Origin of the sequence: Streptomyces sp. NBC_01460, assembly GCF_036227405.1 — a bacterium.
In the GTDB taxonomy this organism is placed as follows: Bacteria; Actinomycetota; Actinomycetes; order Streptomycetales; family Streptomycetaceae; genus Streptomyces.
On the sequence record NZ_CP109473.1, the window covers coordinates 7,603,205 to 7,619,671 of the forward strand.

General features: G+C 71.3%; 12 protein-coding genes and 1 riboswitch. Of the genes, 1 reads left to right on the plus strand and 11 read right to left on the minus strand.

Annotation, left to right across the window (positions count from 1 at the left end; translation table 11 throughout):
- Nucleotides 1-18: 18 nt before the first annotated feature.
- Nucleotides 19-202, minus strand: a riboswitch (cobalamin riboswitch).
- Between the two features lie 245 nt (nucleotides 203-447).
- The 11 genes from OG488_RS34040 to OG488_RS34090 form a co-directional block, all read right to left on the minus strand.
- Nucleotides 448-1,479 carry a hydroxyacid dehydrogenase gene (locus OG488_RS34040; protein WP_329236265.1) on the minus strand — a complete coding sequence of 344 codons (1,032 nt, stop codon included), beginning with the start codon at nucleotides 1,477-1,479 and terminating at the stop codon, nucleotides 448-450.
- The gene (locus OG488_RS34045; RefSeq protein ID WP_405690441.1) at nucleotides 1,476-2,396 is read right to left on the minus strand and encodes a carbohydrate ABC transporter permease; all 921 of its coding nucleotides are present in this window, start codon (nucleotides 2,394-2,396) and stop codon (nucleotides 1,476-1,478) included. Before OG488_RS34045 ends, OG488_RS34040 begins: the two co-directional genes overlap by 4 nt.
- 2 nt (nucleotides 2,397-2,398) lie before the next feature.
- The gene (locus OG488_RS34050; RefSeq protein ID WP_329236267.1) at nucleotides 2,399-3,298 is read right to left on the minus strand and encodes a carbohydrate ABC transporter permease; all 900 of its coding nucleotides are present in this window, start codon (nucleotides 3,296-3,298) and stop codon (nucleotides 2,399-2,401) included.
- Nucleotides 3,299-3,369: 71 nt separating this feature from the next.
- Complete coding sequence (locus OG488_RS34055) at nucleotides 3,370-4,689, minus strand: ABC transporter substrate-binding protein (RefSeq protein WP_329236270.1); 1,320 nt, start codon at nucleotides 4,687-4,689, stop codon at nucleotides 3,370-3,372.
- A gap of 274 nt (nucleotides 4,690-4,963) precedes the next feature.
- Nucleotides 4,964-6,739, minus strand: a complete 1,776-nt coding sequence (locus OG488_RS34060) for a glycoside hydrolase family 35 protein (RefSeq protein ID WP_329236272.1) — start codon at nucleotides 6,737-6,739, stop codon at nucleotides 4,964-4,966.
- A gap of 36 nt (nucleotides 6,740-6,775) precedes the next feature.
- Complete coding sequence (locus OG488_RS34065; RefSeq protein ID WP_329236275.1) at nucleotides 6,776-7,834, minus strand: substrate-binding domain-containing protein; 1,059 nt, start codon at nucleotides 7,832-7,834, stop codon at nucleotides 6,776-6,778.
- A 111-nt stretch (nucleotides 7,835-7,945) separates the two neighbouring features.
- Entirely contained in the window at nucleotides 7,946-10,390 is a 2,445-nt protein-coding gene (locus tag OG488_RS34070) for a polysaccharide lyase 8 family protein (RefSeq protein WP_329236277.1), read from the minus strand.
- 174 nt (nucleotides 10,391-10,564) lie between these two features.
- Entirely contained in the window at nucleotides 10,565-11,275 is a 711-nt protein-coding gene (locus tag OG488_RS34075) for a hypothetical protein (protein ID WP_329236279.1), read from the minus strand.
- Between the two features lie 318 nt (nucleotides 11,276-11,593).
- Nucleotides 11,594-12,211 (minus strand): TOPRIM nucleotidyl transferase/hydrolase domain-containing protein, encoded by a 618-nt coding sequence (locus OG488_RS34080; protein ID WP_329236281.1) that lies wholly within the window; start codon nucleotides 12,209-12,211, stop codon nucleotides 11,594-11,596.
- Nucleotides 12,212-12,333: 122 nt separating this feature from the next.
- Complete coding sequence (locus OG488_RS34085) at nucleotides 12,334-14,031, minus strand: adenine deaminase C-terminal domain-containing protein (RefSeq protein WP_329236283.1); 1,698 nt, start codon at nucleotides 14,029-14,031, stop codon at nucleotides 12,334-12,336.
- Between the two features lie 11 nt (nucleotides 14,032-14,042).
- A complete protein-coding gene (locus OG488_RS34090; RefSeq protein WP_329236285.1) occupies nucleotides 14,043-15,371 on the minus strand; it encodes an NCS2 family permease in 1,329 nt (442 codons plus the stop codon).
- Nucleotides 15,372-15,482: 111 nt separating this feature from the next.
- Here OG488_RS34090 and OG488_RS34095 point away from each other — a divergent pair, with 111 nt between their 5' ends.
- Entirely contained in the window at nucleotides 15,483-16,466 is a 984-nt protein-coding gene (locus OG488_RS34095; RefSeq protein ID WP_329236287.1) for a LacI family DNA-binding transcriptional regulator, read from the plus strand.
- Nucleotide 16,467: the final 1 nt, after the last annotated feature.

Here is a 16,467-nt window from a genome sequence, read left to right on the forward strand (position 1 = left end):
CCTCTCCAGCACCTCGTGGATGGTTGAAGTGCCTTGGCCGGTCTCCTGGCTGACGGGTGACACCGCCCGAACTCCGCCTTCCCGGGTCACAAGGACCCAGTGGCTGCCCGCGAGGGCCGGAGCCGGACTTCCCGATCACAGTGGCGAGGGCCGCACCGGCATCACACCGGATTTCCCGTTCACCAAGGCGTGGCGACAGTAGTGCCAGGTGGGGGGCGATGACAAGCACGCCCACCTGCCCGCGGCCGTGGGCCCCCACGGCCGCGACCGGCCTCACCGGGACCGCCGTACGGCCCGCGCGGCGGGACGGAGCGGCCCCCGCCCGCCCCTGGCCCGGCCCGCGCCCGCCGGCAGCCCCACACAGGCGCCGGCCGCCGCGTTCCCCCGGTGGGGAGACGGCTCCGGCGGTGTGGACAAACTCACCTTCCGGGAGGGGCGGCCACCGGCTCACGCCGTGTGCGTCAGCGTCTCCCCCCGGACGGGGTCGGCATAGGGGAGGCGGTGGCCGTACCTCTCCAGTTCGTCGAGCGCCGCGTGCGTCACGCGGGCCAGTTCGTTGCCGAGTGAGCCCGCGATGTGCGGGGTGAGCAGGACGTTCGGCAGGTCGTAGAGAGGAGACCGCGCGGGCAGGACCTCCGGTTCGGTCACGTCGAGCACCGCGTCGAGCCGGCCCGACACCAGCTCGTCGGTGAGCGCGGCCGTGTCCACCAGCGAGCCCCGTGCCGTGTTGATGAGCGTGGCACCGTCCGGCATCAGCGCCAGCCGCCTCCGGTCGAAGAGGTCCCGGGTCTCCGGCAGCGCGGGCGCGTGGATCGTCACCACGTCGCTGTCGCGCGCCAGTTCGTCGAGCGGCACCGAGCGGGCGCCCAGCGCCGTCGCCCCGGCCTCGTCCACGTACGGGTCGTACAGGAGCACCCGCAGGTCGAAGGGGCGCAGCAGCTCGATCACCCGCCGCCCGATGCGGGACGCCCCGACGACCCCGACCGTGCGGCCGTAGTTGCCGCCGGTGCCGATGACGTCCAGCGCGTTCGTCCGGGCGCGCCGGTGCCCGTACTCCCGTCGGGCCGCCAGGACCCGCTTGCCGGCGAAGAGGATCGCCGCCACGGTGTACTCCGCGACCGGCAGCGCGTTCGCCCCCGCGGCGGACGCGACGGTCAGATTACGCTCCCAGCAGGCATCGGTGATGTGGTGCTTCACCGAACCCGCGGCGTGGACGACGGTACGCAGACGGGGGAGCCGTTCCAGCACGTCGGCGGTGAGGGGCGGGCACCCCCAGCCGGTGAACAGCACCTCGGCCCGGCCTAGCGCGTCCGCCACGGCCGGGTCGCCGAAGTCGTGGACCACGAGGGAGGGATCGGTGTCCGCGACGGCCACCAGCCGGGCGAGGGACTCCTGGTCGAAGAGCGCGTCCCGGACCGAGGGTTCCATCGCGAGCACCGTGCGGGGCCGGTGGTAGGCGGTGCGGGACGGGGGCGTCATTTGACGGCTCCTGCGGTGAGGCCCGAGCGCCAGAAGCGCTGCAGCGATACGAAGGCGACGGCGAGCGGGACGACGGACACCAGCGATCCGGTGATGACGAGCGAGTAGAGCTGGGGCTCCTGGGGGAGCGTGGCGTTCCAGTTGAAGAGGCCGAGGCCGACCGGGTAGAGCGCCGAGTCGTTCAGCATCACCAGGGGCAGGAAGAAGTTGTTCCAGCTGCCGGTGAAGGAGAAGAGGAAGACCGTCACGAAGGCGGGCGAGAGCATGGGGAGGGCGACGGAGCGGAAGGTACGCAGTTCGCTCGCGCCGTCGATCCGGGCGGCCTCCAGCGTCTCGCCGGGGACGTAGCTCTCCGCGAAGACACGGGACAGGTAGACGCCGAAGGGGTTCACGAGGCCGGGGATCAGCACCGCCCAGTACGAGTTGACGAGCCCCACCTCGGACGCCATGAGGTACATCGGCAGCGAGATGACCGTGTGCGGGACGAGGATGCCCAGGAGCACCAGTCCGTAGAGCTTCTCCTTGCCCCACCAGTCGTACGTGGCGAAGGCGTAGCCGGCGAGGAGCGAGACGAGGGTGGAGGCGAGCGCGCCCACGACCGAGTACAGCATGCTGTTGGCGAGCCAGCGGCCGAAGACGCCGTCCTGGTAGGTGAACAGGTCGGCGAGGTTCGTCAGGAGGTGGAAGTCGGCGAGCTCGAAGCCCGGGCTCGCGAACAGGTCTCCGTTGCTCTTCGTCGCGTTGACCAGCAGCCAGCTCAACGGCATCAGCGTGTAGACGGCGACGATGCCGAGCAATGTGGTGACGACGGCCTTCGACGACCAGGACGCCGCGGGGGTCCGGGGCGGCCGGGTGGTGTCAGGGCGCTTCGGGGACCGGGTGGGCGGCAGGGTGCGAGGGGGTGTCGCGGTGGCCATGGTCACGCCTCCTTCCAGCGGTTGCCGAGCTTGGTGATCACGAAGGAGAGGCCGGCCCCGAGCAGCGCCAGCAGCAGCGAGGCCGCGGCGGCCAGGCCGTAGTCGTGCTCGGTGAAGGCGGCCTGGTAGATGTACATCACCGGACTCCAGTCCTGGGAGACGGCGGACGAGCGGCTGCGCAGCACCTCCGGCTCGTTGAAGAGCTGAATGGCGCCGACCGCCGTGAAGAGCATGGTCAGGACGACGGAGGAACGGATCATCGGCAGCTTCACGGACAGAGCGGTGCGCAGCTGGCCCGCCCCGTCGACGACGGCGGCCTCCAGGGTCTCCTTCGGGACCGCCTGCAGCGCCGCGTAGAAGATCACCATGTTGTAGCCGATCCACTGCCAGGCGGCGGCGTTGGCCATGGAGAAGACCACCCCGTCCGGGCCGAGGAAGTCCCACTCCACGCCGACGGTCCGCAGGAGGTCGATGACCGGGCTGAGCCCCGGGGTGTAGAGGAACCCCCAGATGATCGCGGCGATCAGGCCCGGCACGGCGTGGGGGAGGAAGTACGCCAGCTGGATCAACTTCTTCGCCCTGGCCATCGCCGAGTCCACGAGCAGGGCCAGGGCCAGAGCGCCGCCGACCATCACCGGGATGTAGATCAGGCAGTAGAGGGCGATGTGCAGGAAGCCGCGGTGGAACGAGGGGTCCCCGAGGGCGCGCAGGTAGTTGTCGGCGCCGACGAACAGGGTCTCCGTGCCCCCGAAACCGAGCCCGCTGGTGGCCTGCTCACGGAACAGGCTCATCCACAGGGAGTACCCGACGGGAACGATCAGTGTGGCGACGAAGAGGATGAAGAAGGGGGCGACGAAGAGGGCCGGAGTGCTGCGCTGCCCGCGGCCGAGCCGGGAAGTCATCGGCGGTTGCTCCTTGGGTGGGTGGTACGCCGGGGCGGGTGCGGGACCCGCCCCGGCGGTCCGGATCGCGGCTACTTGGCGAGCTTCAGGCCGCGGTCGGTGATCGCCTTCTCGGCCGCCGCCTGGCCGGCCTGGAAGGCCTTCCAGAACTCCCCGGTCCTCTGGGCCTTGCCGAACTCCGCCTGCATGGTCATCGTCGTGGAGTTGTGCACGGGGCTCCAGGTCCAGCCCTCGGTGATGAGCGGCACCTGGGCGCCGGCGACGTCGTAGACGTTCCGGCCGGCGAAGAACGAGGAGTCGAAGGTGGACTTGGCGACGGTGCGCAGGTCCTCGTCCGCGGGCAGGCCGCTGGACGTCCCGGCGGCGAGACGCGCCTCGACCGCTTCCTTCCGGGTGGTGGCCCACGTGATGAACTCGGCGGCGGCGTCCGCCTTCTCGCTGTCCTTGGTCACGGCGAAGGCCGAGCCGCCCACCGAACCGGTGGCGGGCGTGCCCCAGTGGGGGAGCGGGGCCTCGGCCCACGTGCCCTTCTGCCCGGGGTAGGTGGTCTTGAGGGACCCGGCGCTCCACGAGGCTCCGATGAGAGCGATCGCCTCGGAGTCGGTGACGGCCTTCGTCGCCTCGGGGCTCCACGCCTTGTGGTTCAGGACCAGATCGTCCTTGACCAGGTCCTTCCAGTAGTCGGCGACCTTCTTCGTCGCGGAGTCGGCGATGTCCACCTTCCACGCGTCGCCGGACGTGCCGTACCAGTGGGCGCCGGCCTGCTGGGCGAGTCCGGCCCAGGTCGCGGTGTCGTCACCCCAGAAGTCGAGCAGCCTCGCCTTGCCCTTGGAGGCGCTCCTGACCTTCTCGGCCGCCGTCCGGAACTCGGCCCAGGTGGTGGGGACCTCGATGCCGTACCGCTTGAACAGGTCGGTGCGGTAGTAGAAGGTCTGCGGGCCGACGTCGTAGGGGGCGGCCCAGGTCTTGCCCCCGAGGGTGACCAGGGACCGCACGGATTCGGGGGCGTACTCCTCGACCGGCTTCCCGAGCTCCGCGCTGGAGTCGCGCAGGAGACCCTGCGTCACGAGGTCGGGCAGGGCCTGGTACTCCAGGTTGACGACGTCGGGGGCGTTGCCCGCCTTGACCGCCTTGGCGATCTTGTCGTAGCCGCCGTTGAGCCCCGCGGGTATCTCGGCGTGGGTGACCTTGATACCGGGATGCGTCTTGTTGAACGCGGCGGTCATGTCGGCAGTGCCGGGCATCCAGGACCAGTAGGTGATCTCCACGGGCTTGCCGTCGGAGCCGGCCTTCTCCGCGGAGGCCCCCTCCCCTCCGCACGCGGTGACGAGGAGGGCCAGGGACGCGGCGGCCGCGAGGGCCGTGGAGGTCGAACGAGTGGTGCGCTGCATGGCGGTACTCCTACGAGAGGCCTACAGAAGGCGGCGAGTTGACGCACATCTTTCGACCATGAGCGATCAGAGTCAATAGAAAAAGAACAAACGAACATCAAGAAGCGGTATCGATCGCCTGCTTGTCCGTCTGTGTGCCTCTGGTCCGGAGTATCAGAAGGGGGGCGCGGGGGTGCCGACTGCCCGCTTGCGCGATGACATGCCTGTGCCCCGGACCAAGGCCCCTGGGGCCTTGGTCCGGGGCACAGCCGCCGGACAGACGTCGCCTACGGGTTCAGCCGAGGTCCGGGGCCTCGCGCAGCTCCACGGCCGGACGCGCGCAGCCGTCCAGCTCGAGCACCACGATCTCGTTGCGCCCGGTACGCAGCAGCGGCCACGGCACGTACAACGTCCGCTGAGGGCCCCGTGCCTCCCAGTAACGGCCCAGGCAGAAGCCGTTGACCCAGACGTAGCCCTTGCCCCAGCCGGGCAGCGCGAGATACGTGTCGCCCGGTTCCGCCAATTCCAGGAACCCCTGGTGGAACACGGGCCCCGGCCGCCCCCCGGCCTCCCCGCGGGGAGCGTCCCACGGCAGGCCGTCGGGGGTCCCGTGCCCCAGCGGCACGGCGCGCGCGGTCCAGCCGTGCAGCATCTGCTGCGTGTGCAGGACTCGGCGGACCCCCTTGCGGTCCCCGAGCCCGACCCCGTAGTTGACCCGGCCCATCGACTCCACCAGGAGCTCCACCCGGGACCGTTCCCCGTCCACCCGGACCCCGTCGACGGACTCGGCGCCGTCCCGCTCCAGCACCCCCACGGGCTCGCCGTCCACATAGACGTGCGCGCGGTCGGCGAGCCCCTGGACCGACAGCGGGTAGGGCCCGCGCGGCCCGGGGATACCCGAGGTGTACAGCACCAGTCCGTGGGCGAGACCCAGGTCCTCGAAGGACGGCGGTTCGGCCGCGCGCACCTCCTCGCCGGCGAGGACGTCCAGGACGTCGAAGAGCGCGACCGCCCGGGTCAGTTCGAGTGTCGAGGCCGGCAGCAGGGGCGCGGGGGCCTCCGGCTCGGGCAGCGGCTCCCGCGCGTACCGTGCGAGTACGTCACGGAAGGCGAGGAACTTCTCCGTCACGCACCCCCGCTCGTCGATGGGCGCGTCGTAGTCGTACGAGGTCACCGTCGGTTCGTAGTGCGCGCCCGTCGCCGGATCCCTCGTGTTGGCGCCCGCCCAGGTCGAGAAGTTCGTCCCGCCGTGCGCCATGTAGAGATTGACCGAGGCGCCGGCCTCCAGGATCTCCTCCAGCGTGTCCGCCGCGTCCTTGGGCTCGCGTACGACGTGCTCGGCGCCCCAGTGGTCGAACCAGCCGCACCAGAACTCCATGCACATGGGCGGGTCCTGCGGGCGTATCCGCTTCAGCCCGGCAAACGCCTCGGTGGCGCGGCTGCCGAAGTTCACCGTGGCCAGATGCCCCGGGACGGCGCCGCCGGTCAGGAAGAAGTCGTCGGGCCCGTCCGAGGTGAAGAGCGGTACGTCGACCCCGCGCGCCCGCATCCCTTCGGCCAGGTGCTCCAGGTACCCGCTGTCGGTGCCGTAGGAGCCGTACTCGTTCTCCACCTGCATCATCAGGACGTTCCCGCCCCGGGTGACCTGGTGCGCGGCGACCAACGGGATCAGCCGGTCGAACCAGCGGTCGACGTGGGCCAGATACGCCGGGTCCTGACACCGCAGCGCCCGCACCTCGGGGTCGGCGAGCAGCCACCAGGGCAGGCCGCCGTGCTCCCACTCGGCGCAGATGTAGGGCGACGGCCTGACGACGGCGTACAGCCCGGCCTCGCGTGAGGCCTCCAGGAACCGGTCCAGATCAGCGATCCCGGAGAAGTCGTACTCCCCGGGGCGTGGCTCGTGGAGATTCCAGGGAACGTAGGTCTCCACGGTGTTGAGACCCAGGGCGCGCAGCATCCGGAGCCGGTGGGGCCACTGCTCCGGCAGGACACGGAAGTAGTGCAGCGCGCCCGACAGGACACGCAGGGGGTGGCCGTCGAGGGAGAACCCCCCGGGCGATATGCGGAACATGAGGGGTCTCCGGTGGGAGTGCCGTGGGGACGGGGATCAGCTGGACGAGCGGACGTGCAGCTCCGGCAGGATCGACACGAGGTGCCGGGGGCGCGCGGGGTCCGCGATGCGCTCGGCGAGAAGCGCCACCGCGGAGGCGCCCACGGCGAGCTTCGGGGGTGCGACCGCGGTGAGGGGGATGTCCGCGAGCGAGGCGACCTCGTCGTCGTAGGCGACGAGGGCCAGGTCGCCCGGTACGTCGATGCCCCGCGCCCTCAGACGCTGCAGCAGGACGATCGCGTCGTGGTCGTTGTGGATCAGGCCGCCGTCCAGCTTTCCCTCCGCCGCGGCGGAGGCGAAGGCGTCGAGGACCTCCTCGCGCCGGGCCGCGTCACCGGCCGGCGGGGGCATGCGGAAGAGTCCGCCGGCAGGCGCGTCGAGCCCTGCCGCCGCCAGGCCCCTGCTGTACCCCTCGACGAGCGGACCGCTGTGCGGGCTGTCGTCGCGTACCAGGAGCCCGATCCGCCGCCGCGTGCGCGCCAGGTGGCGCACCGCCAGCCGGGCGCCGTGGACATGGTCGGTGACGACCCGTTCGGTGTCGGACAGCTCGTCACCCGGCCGGCGTTCCACCAGGACGTGGGGAATCGTCAGCTCGCCCAGCCAGGGCGCGGCGGCCGTGGGGTCGCAGGTCGCGACCAGGAGGCCGTCGAGCCCGTCGGCGAGCATGCGCCGGGCCTGGGCGTGCTCCTCGTCCGGGTTGTACTGGGAGATGCCCAGGACGAGCCGGATGCCGCGCTCCCCGGCGGCCTCCTGGGCCCCCTTGATCACTTCGGGGTAGTAGTAGTCGGCCGCGGGCACGATCAGGCCGAAGGAGAGGGGCCCACGGGCTGCCGCGGCCCGAGTGGGCCCCTCCGTGCCCGTCGTCTCCGCGCGGGTCTCCGGCAGCACCGCGCCGCCGTGCACACGGGCGACCAGCCCGCGGTCCGCGAGGATCTCGATGTCTCTGCGCACCGTGACCGGTGAGACGCCCAACTCGTCCGCGACATCGCTGACCCGGAGCGTCCCCCGCTCGCGCAGCCTGCGAAGGATCGCCTGATGCCTCTCTTCGGCGTGCATGACTTCGACTTCCCCTCTTCACGGCCGGACTACAGGGCAGTGTAGCCGCCCGATGAGCGGATGTGTACGTTCTTGTTCGAACAATCACGTAGGAACGTCGACACGTTCCGCCTACCTCAGCCGGACCGTCGTTTTCTGGGTGCTCCCTGCCGTCGCCGCGAGGTCGCCGAAGGTGAGTTCCAGCGTGGAACCGGTGGTGGAGCCGGTCAGCGGGCCCGGCTTGGTGACGACCGAGCGGACGGCACGGTCCCAGGTGATCCTGACGTTCTTCTGCTGCCGCGTCGGATCGCTGACACAGACGACCGCGGTGCCGTCGCGCCGTTCCCTCACCAGCACGGAGACCGGAGCGCTTGCGGAGAGGCGCCCGAAGCGGCCCGGGGCCCAGAAGTTGGCCGCGGTGATCCCGAGCGCCGGGATCCGCACCCCGTGGACGCCCGCGGTGTGCGTGGAGGCGGTCAGCCAGCGTTCCAGGGAGGCCGCGCGCCGCGCGGTGGAGGAGGCGGAGGCCCCCGGGAGGAGGACGTAGGCGTATCCCTCGTCGACCGGATCGGTGCCGTGGTCGAACCAGAGTGTGGTGTACCGGCTGGTGATCGCGGCCGTCGACCCCGAGGCGCTGTTGATGTCGTGCCAGGCGCCCGTGCGCTCCTCCCGCAGCGCGCTCAGGGTCCCGCGGTCCGGGAAGACGTAGCCGCCGTGCCCGGCGATGTGCGCCCATCCCGCGCGGGGGATGCGCGCCGACCAGGGGAATCCCGTCGGCTGCCGACGGCCGTCGACCGTGAGGGCGCCGGTGCCGCTCACCCCGAGGTGCCGGTTCTCCACGACGGTCTCGACGGCGGTCCCGTCGGCGGCGCTGATGCCGGACCCGAGGCAGATCACGGCGTCATCGGCGAAGAACCACGACTTCAGGGCCTCCAGGCTGGAGGACAGCCCCTTCAGCTGCTGTCCCAGCATCATGTACGTGCCGTCACCCGTGCCGCCGACGAAGTCCACGTCCGGGCGGGCGGCTCCCCAGATCCCGCCCTCGCCGTCGGCCAGGCGCTTGGCCGACGCGGTGGTGCCGGGGAGCCTGTAGGGGTCGACGGTCGGCCAGAACCGGTCGGAGTACTGGTCGTCGGTGAAGTCACCGCCCCACCAGTAGAGCATCCCGGATCCGGTGTGCCAGCCGCGCAGGTTCTCCCCGTTCCCGTTCTCGTAGTGGGTGATCCGACGGGAGGCCATCGAGACCGAGGCGACCCAGTCGGACCGGCGGTGCACGGCCCGGTCCATGGCGGGGAAGACCAGGGCGCCGTCCGGCTGCGTCAGCGGGGAGACGGTGCTGTCGTCCAGTACGCCGTTGAGCAGGGAGAGTTTGGCGACCGAGAGCATGGGGTCCGTGACCGGCGAACGGTAGGAGCCGCGCTGGATCCACCCGCGTACCAGACCACGCCAGCGCCGGTTCTCCTCGTCGCTCGCGGCCTGGCCGAGAGCGACGACGGAGGCCATGATCGCGTGGCCGCGGAGCTGGTCGTCGTTCTGGCCGGCGGCACTGCCGGGCTCCAGCCCGCGTGCTATCGCCCGGCCGGAGACCCCGTCCATGAACAGCCCGTTGTGCAGGAACGGCGCGTAGGCCGCTTCCACGGCGTCGAAGATGATCTGGCGGCCGCTGTCGGTGATCTCCCAGGCGGAACCGCTCAGCAGGGCGAGCAGCTTGCTCAGCCCGTCGAGGAGGACCGCTCCGTAGGAGCCGGTGTACGGCACGAAGGTGTGCTGGATGACCGAGCCGTCGGCGTACAGACCGTCACCGCTGGTGACGTACGGGAAGACCGGGGCGACGGCGCTCGCGGCGAGTGCGACCTTCCCCGCCTCCTCGCCCAGGATGCCGCGGATCGCCAGCACCCGGCAGAGGTCGATGCGGTTGGCCCCGGTCGACGTCCCCGTGTAGGAGGCGACCACGCTGTCCGGGACGAACGCGTCGACGGCGCGGCAGTAGGCGGCGATCTGACCGGCGGTGAGCTCGTCGCGCACCAGCAGGGCCGTGTCCAGCAGCGCCTGGGGGCCGCCGATCTGCCAGTTGTACCAGTTGCCGTACCTCTTCTGCCCCTCGTTGTAGATCCGGGCGTACATGTGGTCCAGTCCCGCCACGATCTTGGTGGCGACGGCGGGGTCCCCGGTGATGCCCGTACCCGGCTGGGACCACGCCTCGGCCATCGCGTACAGCCGCTGGTAGCTGGTCTGGATCCTGGACGAGTAGGTGTACGACTCGGTGTCGAGGTCGGGATCCGGATCGGCCCAGACCGCGTCGGGGAAGAGGGAGCCGTCGGCCGGGGCCATCTGCTCCGCGTAGGCGGAGGCCTGGGCGCCCAGCGCGGCCAGCTTGGTGCTGAACGGTTCGGCCGTCGGTCTGAAGTCCTTGCCGAGCAGCAGCGAACGCCATGTGGCGCGCAGCGCCGCGAAGTCGGCGGCGGACGAGGAGCCTTCGGCAGCGACGGCGTTCGCGTGGCTCGCTCCGGCGAGGCCGACGGCGGTGGCGGCGCCTGAGATCTGCACGAACATGCGACGGGAAAGCGAGGACGGCATGGTGCCTCCGAGCCCGGGAGATCAACGGTGGGTCCCTTGAACGACTCGTTCCACGCGCTCGCGAGGACGAGGTGTTCAAGAGCGACACGTTTCTAGCATGTTCGATCGAAACGAACAATGCATCGTGCGATGCGAAAGGAAACGAACATCGCCAGGTCGGTCCACATCGCCAGGTCAGTCCACATCGCCGTAGGCGGTTCCGAGCTTGAGGCCGCCTACCCGGTTGACGATCTCGGTGGTGGTGTTGTCGCGGTCGTAGGCGCCCCATTTGGGCTCGTTGGCGGAGTCCCATGTGCGGCCCGTGTACCGGGTGGTGCCGTCGGAGAACGTCTGCCGGACTCCGTTGTAGTACAACTCCACCCAGCCGGTGGCCGCTGACGCGGAGGTGTGGATCCCGACAGCCACCCGGTTCCAGGTGAAGGCTTCGACCGGCTCCGACCATATGGTCTTCCAGCCCTCACCCGGCCCTACGTAGACGAGCCTGACCAGGCCGTCGCCCACGGTCATCAACAGGGGGTAGTTCTGGGTGGCGTTCGGATACGACTTCCACTGCCACGGGACCCAGTCGGAGCCGGCCGGCACGACGGAGAACTTCTGTTCCCAGCCGAGCCAGTACGTCCGGTCGGCCGCGAACGGGTAGCGGGAGCCGTCCACCTTGATCCCGCGGGACTCGCAACGGTAGACGCCGACCGCCTTCGTGTAGCGGAACACGGTGCCGTGCCCGTCGTCCTGCGCGGCGGTGACCAGACTGCCGGGTGCGGCGCATTCGGTGCTGCCGAACACCGCGGTGCCCTGCGATGCCGCGCCGTCCCACACCACGGCGGCCTGCGCCGACCAGGGGGTGAGCAGCATCAGGGCGGCGACGGCTGACGGAACGGCGAGCAAAGGGGTTCGGGCAATCCTGCGGCCATGGGCTGACACGAGATCTCCAGGAGTGAAGTTCCGGTGGGCTTCGGACAGTTGAGCTTTCTATCAGAGGCGATCGAACAGCTCAACAGTCTGGCCGTCTCTGATCGATCGAGCATGAACTGATCGATCACGGGTCAGGTCCGCCGTGCGACGCGGAGGAACCCGGGTGGCCGAAGAGCAACGACGCTCCGGCGTCCAGGGCGACGGCCCCCGCCACCCGACGTGTGTCCTGGGGGAGGCGTCGGACGGGGCCCGCCGCACGCCCTTCCGCCCGGAGGCGGCGAGGCGCGGCGGTCAGAGACCGGCGAGCAGGCTGTCGAGCGGGGCGGGCACCCGGCCGGGGCCGAGCGCCTCGACGAGGACATGGCCGTACCGGATCTTGCGCCCCTTCTTCGTGCCGAGGAAGCGCCGCAACTGCTGCTGGGGTGCGCGGCCCTGCTGCGCGGGCTGGTTCAGGAAGGTCTGCAGGGGGCGCAGATCTCCCTCCTCCCGGACGAGCTCCTTCACCCGGGTCACGCCCAGCGCGCGGATGAGCTCGTCCTCCAGATCCGCCGCGCAGACGAAGAAGCCCTGCGACGGCGCACCGGCCCGCTCCAGGCCGCGGGCGAACCAGCCCCATTCGTTCTCGTCGCACAGCCCCGTGAGGCCGAGGTCCAGGCCGGGCGGTCCGAGGAGGCGGGCGTAGCGCCCGATGTTCATCGCCCCGCCCATCGGCAGGACGCAGACCCCTTCGGCCGTCAGATCCCGGCCGTGCGCCGCGGCCAGCGCGTCGACAGCGGCGACGTCGCTCGGGCCTTCGAGCAGGACCGCGGTCCGGACGGGCAGCCTCGCGGCCAGTCCCCGCGCGGCGTCATCGGGCCCACCGGCCGCCCACGCCGTGACCGCCTCCCGGAACGCACTCATGTCAGACACGGGACGAGTCTCCGCGCATCCCGGCCGCCGCGCCAGGGAATATCAGCCGCCCGGCGGCCGTCCGGCGTCCCGTCCGGTCAGGACGGGCCGCCGGACGGGGCGGTCCAGGGAGGCGCCGGCTGTCAGTGGCACCCGTCCAGGACCTGCGCCGTCCAGTCGCGGGCGAGGACGTCCACCAGCCCGAGATCGGTGATCTTCATGGTGGGGGAGACGGCCAGGGTGAGCGTCGAGACGCTCATGAACGGGTTGCGGTGCCGCCAGCCCCACGCGCCGAGTTCCTCCCGCACCCGGCGGGAGGCGTCGGCGACCTCGACCGCCGGAGCCGTCGACATGACACCACCGACGGCCAGCGGCAGGCGGGCGGTGACCGCGCCGTCACGGGCGACGGCCACACCCCCGTCGTCGTCCAGCACGGCCCCGGCGGCGGCCCGCATCGAGCGCCGCGTGGTGCCGAGGGTGACGAGGTTGTGGCTGTCGTGGGCGTACGTGGTGGTGACCGCGCCGTCGCCGAGGTCCATCCCGGTCAGCGGCACGCAGGCCGTGTGGTCGCGGCCGTGCCGGTTACGCACCCAGCACAGTGCGGTCCGCCCCTCCCAGGCCACCTCGCCGCCGGTGACGTCGAGTTCGATCTCGGCGGGCACGGTGTAGGTGTCGACCGGATTGACGCGCAGCGCGCGGAAGCGGTGCCGCCCGTCGGGCAGGTCCACCCGCCACCTGTACTCGTCCTCCGGGATTCCCGGCACGTGCACGGAGCCGGCGAACGGGTGGTCGCCCGGATGCGGTTCCTCGTACACCGGCTGTCCGCCGGTCGCGACGAGCCGGCCGCCCGCGAGGACCGAATCCACGGCGAAGTCCTCCAGCGGCCCTTCGAGCAGCACGAGGTCGGCGCGCTTGCCCGGTGCGACGACGCCCCGGTCGGGCAGCCGCAGCCGTTGGGCGGGCGTCCAGGTCAGCGCGCGCAGCGTGTCGAGCGCGGGCAGTCCGGCCGCCACGGCCGTACGGGCGATGTGGTCCAGGTGCCCCTCGGCGGTGATGTGGTCGGCGGCCAGGTCGTCGGTGACGAGGCAGACGGGCGGCAGCTGCGGCAGGGCGGTGAGGGCCCGCACGACCTCGGGCTCCAGGCACTTCTCCTGGAGCATGACGGTCATGCCGAGACGGGCCTTCTCGACCACGACCTCGGGCGTGTTCTTGGTGTGGTCGGAGTCGATGCCGGTGGCCATGTACCGGCTGAGCTCCTCGCCGGCCAGGCCGGGGCAGTGCCCGTCGAGGATCGCGCCCTGCTCCCGGGCGGTCGCGATGATGGAGTGCATCCGCTCGTCGCCGGAGACCACCGCGCGGTAGTCCATGACCTCCGCGAGCGCCCGCACGCCGTCCCAGCGCAGCAGTTCGTCCACATCGGCGGCGTCCAGATGGGCGCCGGAGTGCTCGAACCCGGCGAGTGCGGGTACGCACGACGGCACGCCCCACAGCTGCGTCTGCGGGGTGGACCGCCCGGCCTCGATCATCCATCGCATCGCCGCGCGCCCGGCGACGTTGACGATCTCGTGCGGGTCCGCGAGCACGGTGGTGGTGCCGCGCGGCAGCGTCAGCCACGCGAACGCGGCCGGGGTGAGGAAGGAGCTCTCGACGTGCATGTGCGCGTCGAGGAACCCCGGGACGATCAGCCGTCCGGTGGCATCGATCAGGCGGGCGGCCTCGCCCCCGGTACCCGGCGGAACCACCCCGCTGATGACCTCGCCGGTGACGAGGACGTCAGCGGCGAAGACCTCGCCGGTGAAGACGGAGACGACACTGCCCCCGAAGATGCGGACGTCGTGCACGAGAATTCCGATCAGTGGATGGAGTTGTAGAAGAAGTAGCCGAGGAAGGGCAGCAGGACCCACATCCCGACGTGGATGTCCCTGAAGCGCCCGGCCGCGGCCTTGATCAGCACGTACGAGGTGAGACCGGCGGCGATGCCGGTGCCGAAGTTGCCCCAGAAGAGCGTGCAGGCGACGGTGAGCGCCGCGGGCAGGGCGTCGGTGACGTCGGACATGTCGACCTTGCGCAGCCCGGCGAGCATCGACAGGCCGATGAACATGAGCACCGGAGCGGTCGCCGCCTCCGGGATCATGGTCGCTACCGGGGTGAAGAGCAGCAGCAGGGCGAACAGGCCGCCGGTGACGACCGAGGTCAGGCCCGTACGGCCGCCGCTGTCGGAGCCCGCCGCGGATTCCAGGTACGTCGTCACACTCGGGCCGCCCATGGCCGAGCCGCCGATCACGCTGACGGAGTCGACGAGGAACGGCTTGTTGATGTCCTGCATCTGTCCCTGGTCGTCGGTGAGCCCGATCCGCTCGCCCACGGCCATCACGACTCCCGTGGTGGAGAAGAACTCGGCGGCGAAGAGGGCGAACAGGTAGGGCAGGTAGTGCGGTTCGAGCGCGCCCCACAGATCGATGTCGAACGCCACCGGGCCCATGCTCCCGGGCGCCTCGAAGAGGGAGTCGGGCACCTCGGCGACGCCGAGGGGGATCGCCGCGACGGTCAGCACCGCGATGGCGATCAGCAGCGTCCCGGGCACCTTGCGGGAGGAGAGGGCGGCGATCAGCACCAGGCCCGCGAGGGCCAGCAGGGCGGCCGCCGATCCGAGGTCACCGAGCTCGAGCCCCTTCCTGCCCACACCGATGAGCCCGGCCGAGCGGAAACCCAGCATCGCGATGTACAGGCCGATGGCGGGCCCGATCGCCAGCCGTACGCAGTCCGGGATGATGCGGGTGACGAGTTGGCGGATGCCGAGCAGGGTCAGCACCAGGAACGCCACACCGGACCAGAAGACCATGCCCATGGCCACCGGGTACGGCACCTTCTCCTGCCCGATGAGGGTGACCGCCACCAGCGCCACTCCGCCGAGCCCGGGCGCCAGGACGAACGGCAGGTTGGCGTAGAGCCCCATGAAGAGGGTCGCGAGCACCACCGTCACGATCACCCCGGTGGTGGCCGCCGCGTGCGGCACCCCGGCGCCCGCGAGCATGCCGGGCACCACGACGACCACGTAGGCCGAGGCGAGGAACATGCTCACACCGGCGAGCAGTTCCGTGCGGACAGAGGTCCCCCGCTCGGTCAGCCGGAAGAACCGGTCCGCCTTCGGGACGCTCCGCGCGGTCGTATCGGTCGCCATCGCCGCTCCTCATCAATGCAATCGCTTGCAGCATGCGTTTGCACGGTAGGGTACGGACCGGCTCAGGCAGATGTAAAGCCGCAGGGGAACGCAGCAGAGGAGGGGGCCGTGATGGCGCGACTCGAGGATGTGGCCAGGGAAGCCGGGGTGTCGGCGTCCACCGTGTCCCGCGCGCTGAGCCGGCCCGACATGGTCTCCGAAGCCACCCGCGCCCGCGTGGTGGCCGTTGCCGAGACGCTCGGCTACCGCCACAACTCCGCCGCCCGCGCCCTGGTCACCGGCCGGACCGGGCTCCTCGCCTTCAGCGTCCCCTCACTGGCCAACCCGTTCTACGCCCCCGTCCTCGCCGGTGCCCAGGCGGCGGCGGAGGAGGCGGGCTGCGAGCTGATCGTGGTGGTGACCAACGGGTCGTCCGCGCGCGAGCAGGCGCTCTACGACCGCCTCGCCGAGCGCGTCGACGGCTTCGCGGCCGCCGCCCCGCTCGCGGCCGGCCCGCTGCTGACGGATGTCGCCCGCCTGCTGCCGCTGGTCACCCTCGACCGCCGTGTCCGCGGGGTCAGTTCCGTCGTGATCGACACCCCGTCGGGCCTCGGCGACCTCGGCGCCCACCTGTCCGGACTCGGCCACCGCCGGATCGCCTACCTGGGCGGGCCCGAAGGCTCCTGGCTCGACCCGCGGCGGCTGCGCGGACTGCGCGAGGCCGCCACCGACTGCGAGGTACGGGCGCTCGGCCCTTACCCGCCGGAGTTCGAAGCCGGCGTCCGCGCCGCCGAGGCGGTCCTCGACTCCGGCTGCACGGCGGTCGTCGCGTACAGCAGCACGCTGCTCCTCGGCCTGCTGCACCGCATGACCATGCTGGGCGTGACAACCCCCGGGGACATCAGCCTGGCCTGCGCGGACGACCTCTCCGCGGCGGGGCTCGCGATGCCGGACGTCACGGCGCTGCGCGTACCGGCCGCGGAGGCGGGACGGCGCGCGGTGGAGCGCCTCCTGCACCTGGTCTCCAGCGGGGCCGAAGGGGCCGGCCACCAACTGCTGCCCGTCGAGCTGCGCGCCCGGGCGTCGACGGGGCGGCTGCCGCGCCCGCGGGGCTGAC

What these genes read in the sequence shown, in the direction of transcription:
- OG488_RS34040 (WP_329236265.1), bottom strand. Translation starts at nt 1,479, where the DNA reads ATGACGCCCCCGTCCCGCACCGCCTACCACCGGCCCCGCACGGTGCTC.
- OG488_RS34045 (WP_405690441.1), bottom strand. Translation starts at nt 2,396, where the DNA reads ATGGCCACCGCGACACCCCCTCGCACCCTGCCGCCCACCCGGTCCCCG.
- OG488_RS34050 (WP_329236267.1), bottom strand. Translation starts at nt 3,298, where the DNA reads ATGACTTCCCGGCTCGGCCGCGGGCAGCGCAGCACTCCGGCCCTCTTC.
- OG488_RS34055 (WP_329236270.1), bottom strand. Translation starts at nt 4,689, where the DNA reads ATGCAGCGCACCACTCGTTCGACCTCCACGGCCCTCGCGGCCGCCGCG.
- OG488_RS34060 (WP_329236272.1), bottom strand. Translation starts at nt 6,739, where the DNA reads ATGTTCCGCATATCGCCCGGGGGGTTCTCCCTCGACGGCCACCCCCTG.
- OG488_RS34065 (WP_329236275.1), bottom strand. Translation starts at nt 7,834, where the DNA reads ATGCACGCCGAAGAGAGGCATCAGGCGATCCTTCGCAGGCTGCGCGAG.
- OG488_RS34070 (WP_329236277.1), bottom strand. Translation starts at nt 10,390, where the DNA reads ATGCCGTCCTCGCTTTCCCGTCGCATGTTCGTGCAGATCTCAGGCGCC.
- OG488_RS34090 (WP_329236285.1), bottom strand. Translation starts at nt 15,371, where the DNA reads ATGGCGACCGATACGACCGCGCGGAGCGTCCCGAAGGCGGACCGGTTC.
- OG488_RS34095 (WP_329236287.1), top strand. Translation starts at nt 15,483, where the DNA reads ATGGCGCGACTCGAGGATGTGGCCAGGGAAGCCGGGGTGTCGGCGTCC.